At 43.2% G+C, this 3,916-nt stretch carries 2 protein-coding genes and 1 pseudogene; all 3 read left to right on the top strand.

Going from position 1 to position 3,916, the window contains the following annotated elements:
- Positions 1–72: 72 nt before the first annotated feature.
- Positions 73–1,254: a transposase gene (locus JGK16_RS32190; protein WP_293193931.1), complete on the top strand. Its 1,182-nt coding sequence runs from the start codon at positions 73–75 to the stop codon at positions 1,252–1,254.
- A gap of 477 nt (positions 1,255–1,731) precedes the next feature.
- Positions 1,732–3,549, top strand: coding sequence for a group II intron reverse transcriptase/maturase (ltrA, locus tag JGK16_RS32195; protein ID WP_293187180.1), 1,818 nt, complete (start codon positions 1,732–1,734; stop codon positions 3,547–3,549).
- Positions 3,550–3,640: 91 nt separating this feature from the next.
- A pseudogene (locus JGK16_RS32200) lies at positions 3,641–3,913 on the top strand (RNA-guided endonuclease TnpB family protein); the annotation flags it as partial.
- Positions 3,914–3,916 lie beyond the last annotated feature (3 nt).

Here is a 3,916-nt window from a genome sequence, read left to right on the forward strand (position 1 = left end):
GTATTGTAAAACTTCATTCAGTTTGTAAGCATAAGTAATCAAGCATGGTATTATGTGGTCAGGAGGTTGAGAATGCAGCTAACAGAACGTCACATCATTAAATCGAAAGAACGCCGTTTCGTCCAAATTGACGAACTAGCTTTTAAATCGAAGAATCTCTACAATGCTGCCAATTATGTCCTTCGTCAAAGTTTCATTTATGGATGGGGCTATGTCAATTACAACGAAATGAATCGCTTGATGAAATCTCACGCAGCTTACAAGGCAATGCCTGCCAAGGTTAGCCAGCAAATCTTGATGTTGTTAGACAAAAACTGGAAATCGTTTTTTGAAGCTCTCAAAGCTTACAAAAAAGATGCCTCTAAATTTACGGGTCGTCCAAAACTACCTAAGTACAAAGATAAAGTCAAAGGTCGAAATATCCTGGTTTATACGATTCAAGCAATAAGCAGCAGGCAGTTGAAAAATGGAATTATTAAACTGTCAGGTACTGAGATTTTAATCAAAACCAAAGTAAATCCCGAACGAATTTGTCAAGTTAGATTGGTTCCCAAATGCGATGCTTATGTAATTGAGGTAATTTACGATGAACCGGAGTCCACCGCTAGCAGTAACAACTTCGTAGCTAGTATTGATTTGGGACTGGACAATTTAGCGGCGCTAACTTCAAATCAACCGGGATTTATCCCTCTTTTGATTAACGGGCGACCACTCAAATCGATTAACCAGTTCTACAACAAACGTTCTTCGCAGTTGCAATCCCAACTAAAAGGGGAGCGCAAAACCTCACCCCGGCTTCAACGCTTAACCCGCTGTCGCAACCAAAAAGTCGATAATTACTTGCATCACACAAGTCGATTAATAGTCGAACTTCTGACGGCAAATCAAATTGGGACGCTAGTAATTGGCAAAAATGCACAGTGGAAAACTGAAATTAACCTGGGAAAACGAACTAATCAAAACTTTGTCAGCATTCCTCACGCTCGATTAATTGAGATGTTGGAATACAAGGCTCGATTGGTGGGAATTAAGGTGATTGTTCAAGAAGAATCTTACACGTCTAAGTCGAATGTGCGTTTCGTTCTGAAGAAACCCAGAAATGGGGAGAATTCAGGCTCTAATAAGGTAATCCAATATGGATTGAGTTCGCACTTTAATCCCTTGTTAGATGACAACTTGTTCGTCTTGTGGGTGAGAACACTGTTCAAGTCCCATCCCGCTGGTGCTGCGGTGAAAGCATCACCCCTACGGTAGCGATTAGCCATCAATCCGTAAAGCGGGGTGAAAAAGCGGTAACTGGAAAACCTATTCTAGAATCCCGTTGAGCAGGAGTTTATGGGTAGCAAAAGCAAAGGTACATCCGAACCATCGTGAGAGATAACCAGCGAAACAGGTTGATACGCTGGGAGTCCCAAAAGGGCAAGGATTGGTAATAAAGGGATTCTACCTTCAATTTACCACAGGGTTGGCAATTGTTTGTTTGACCAACCAAGCACTCTGTAATAAACCCGGTGGAAAGTACCACCCTAAAAGCTCTAAACAAAGACGAACAGGAACGAAATAACCTACCGTTTGCTCTCTGGAAAAGTCGATTTTCAGAGTAGGTGCTAACCGGATGCAACGGCAAGGAGAGATTGGGTCAAAAGCGAAAGCTCCCCTGTAACGAGGGAGATATGCAGACAGACCCACGGTGTCTCGGAAGATAGAGCCTCCAGTAGCAATATAAAAGTCATGAGCACGGTAAAACCGATGTATGAATGGAACAAGACTCCTTGGCGAAAGCTGGAAAGAGTTGTGTTCAAGTTGCAGAAAAGAATCTATCAAGCCGCCAATCGTGGTGATATTAAGGCGCTTCGCAGACTCCAAAAGTTGTTGATGAAGTCCTGGGCTGCAAAATGCTTAGCGGTTCGTAGGGTTACTCAGGATAACAAAGGAAAAAAGACGGCAGGTGTGGATGGTGTCAAATCACTAACCCCAAAGCAACGCCTTGACCTAATAGGTAATATAAACCTGAGTTCAAAGGTCAGCCCAACCAGGCGAGTATGGATTCCCAAGCCTGGTACAGAAGAGAAGCGACCTTTAGGAATCCCAACAATGAAAGACCGGGCATTGCAGGCGCTTGTTAAACTGGCATTAGAACCAGAATGGGAAGCGCGATTTGAACCGAACCAATATGGGTTCAGACCTGGACGCTCGTGCCAAGATGCTATCGGGGCAATATTTAATGCGATTAGGTATAAGCAAAAATATGTGCTAGATGCGGACATCGCCAAATGCTTCGACAAAATCGACCATGAAGCACTGCTTAAAAAATTAAATACATTCCCGCTTTTGCGCCGCCAAATCAAGGCATGGCTCAGAGCGGGGGTGATGGACGGACAGCAGTTGTTTCCAACACTTGAGGGTACGCCACAGGGTGGAGTTATTTCTCCACTACTGGCTAATATAGCTCTCCACGGGATGGAACATCGAATTAAGGAATTTGCCAAAACCTTGGACATCAAAAAGTCAACAGGAAAAGGGCAAGTAAGCTGGCAACAAAAATGTAAAAGCATATCCTTAATAAGATACGCCGATGACTTCGTAATTCTCCACGAAGATTTAACCGTTGTTCAAAAGTGTAAAGAGATAATCTCTGAATGGCTAAAAGGCATGGGTTTGGAGCTAAAATTCAGTAAAACAAGGATAGCTCACACAATGAGCAGCCATGATGGACAGTCTCCAGGATTTGATTTCCTGGGATTCAAAGTCAGGCAATATCCATCTGGCAAATATACTAGCGGGAAAAATCCCCAAGGTGAACTACTGGGTTTCAGCACAATCATCACCCCAAGCCCGACAAAAGTTAAGATACACCTCAAAGAAATCGCAAGAATAATAGACATCCACAAAGCCAAATCTCAATCAGATTTAATTAAGAGGTTAAATCCTCTAATTATAGGGTGGGCTAATTATTACCGAACGGTTCCAAGTAGCAAAGTCTTCTATAAATTAGACTCACTGGTGTATCAAAAACTCAGAGCTTGGGCAAATCATCGCCATCACAAATCGAAAACATGGGTGTCAAATAAATACTGGCAAACCATAGGCAATGATCACTGGGTATTCGCAATCAGGGAAGAAGGGACTAACCCTCTCCGGTTACGTAAACATGGTCAAATAAAAATCATAGACCATGCCAAAGTTAAAGGCGAATCGTCACCATACGACGGAAACCTGGTGTATTGGAGTATAAGAATGGGAAAACACCCTGAAAGTCCCAAAAGAGTGACAACACTTCTTAAGATTCAAAAGGGTAAATGTTCTCACTGCGGATTACATTTTCGAGACGAAGATGTCATGGAAGTTGACCACAGAATTCCTAAATCGAAAGGTGGAAAGGATTCTTATGACAACTGGGACTTACTTCACAGGCATTGCCACGATATAAAGACTGCTACAGATGGCAGTCGGGGTACAAAATCTAGCTGTAAAAGTGTTAAACCTAAGCCACCTTCACGTACAGAATGGTTCTGGAAAGAGGATATGTTGGTAACGCGGTATGAGTGACAATCACCGAGTCATTGAGGAGCCGTGTGAAGAGAAATTTTCACGCACGGTTTTGGAGAGCGGCGGCTCTCGTGAGGGGGTCGCCGACTTTAATTTCTTGAATCTAGATCCAATTCCTGTGTACGGGCATACTAGCGCTTTGGATGTCGTATTTAGTGGCAGGCGAATCAAAAGAGGATTATACAGAACATCAGTCGGTCAATTAATTAACTCCGATGTTAACGGTTCTTACAACATCCTCAGAAAAGCAATCCCAAATGCCTTTGGCAATGGGATAGAGAGCTGCGTAGTTCAGCCAAGGCGGGTCAATCCGCTCGAAGTGAAAGCGAAAGGGGAGGGACTGGAAGCCTCCCATGTCATGTAATAG

This window comes from Microcoleus sp. PH2017_09_SFU_O_A, assembly GCF_020738625.1.
GTDB lineage: Bacteria > Cyanobacteriota > Cyanobacteriia > Cyanobacteriales > Microcoleaceae > Microcoleus.